Annotated in this window: 1 protein-coding gene; it reads left to right on the forward strand. The window is 64.5% G+C overall.

Annotated features, from left to right (window positions below):
- Positions 1–1,191 (forward strand): elongation factor Tu, encoded by a 1,191-nt coding sequence (gene tuf, locus AVS7_RS20425; RefSeq protein WP_020229922.1) that lies wholly within the window; start codon positions 1–3, stop codon positions 1,189–1,191.
- Positions 1,192–1,193: the final 2 nt, after the last annotated feature.

A 1,193-nucleotide genomic window follows, 5' to 3' on the forward strand; every position in this document is an offset into this window, starting at 1 on the left:
ATGGCAAAAGGTAAGTTCGAACGTACCAAGCCCCACGTGAACGTGGGCACGATCGGTCACGTGGACCATGGCAAGACAACGCTGACGGCAGCCATCGCCACGGTGCTGGCCAAGAAGTTCGGCGGCGAAGCCAAGGGCTACGACCAGATCGACAACGCCCCCGAAGAAAAGGCCCGCGGCATCACCATCAACACCTCGCACGTCGAGTACGAGACCGCCTCGCGCCACTACGCCCACGTGGACTGCCCCGGCCACGCCGACTACGTCAAGAACATGATCACCGGTGCCGCCCAGATGGACGGCGCCATCCTGGTGTGCTCGGCCGCCGATGGCCCGATGCCCCAGACGCGCGAGCACATCCTGCTGGCCCGCCAGGTGGGCGTGCCCTACATCATCGTGTTCCTGAACAAGTGCGACATGGTCGATGACGAAGAGCTGCTCGAGCTCGTCGAAATGGAAGTGCGCGAACTGCTGGACAAGTACGACTTCCCCGGCGACGACACCCCCATCATCCGCGGCTCCGCCAAGCTGGCCCTCGAAGGCGACCAGTCCGACAAGGGCGAACCCGCCATCCTGCGCCTGGCCGAGGCCCTGGACACCTACATCCCCACGCCTGAGCGCGCCGTCGACGGCGCCTTCCTGATGCCTGTGGAAGACGTGTTCTCCATCTCCGGCCGCGGCACCGTGGTCACGGGCCGTGTCGAGCGCGGCATCATCAAGGTCGGCGAAGAAATCGAAATCGTCGGCATCCGCGACACGCAAAAGACCACCGTCACCGGCGTGGAAATGTTCCGCAAGCTCCTCGACCAGGGCCAGGCAGGCGACAACGTGGGCCTGCTGCTGCGCGGCACCAAGCGCGAAGACGTCGAGCGCGGCCAGGTGCTGTGCAAGCCCGGCTCCATCAAGCCGCACACGCACTTCACCGCCGAGGTGTACGTTCTGTCCAAGGACGAGGGCGGGCGCCACACCCCCTTCTTCAACAACTACCGTCCCCAGTTCTACTTCCGCACCACCGACGTGACCGGCTCCATCGAGCTGCCCGCGGACAAGGAAATGGTGATGCCCGGCGACAACGTGTCGATCACCGTCAAGCTGATCAACCCCATCGCCATGGAAGAAGGCCTGCGCTTCGCCATCCGTGAAGGCGGCCGTACCGTCGGCGCCGGCGTCGTGGCAAAGATCATTGCGTAATC

This window comes from Acidovorax sp. MR-S7 (genome assembly GCF_000400995.2).
GTDB lineage: Bacteria > Pseudomonadota > Gammaproteobacteria > Burkholderiales > Burkholderiaceae_C > MR-S7.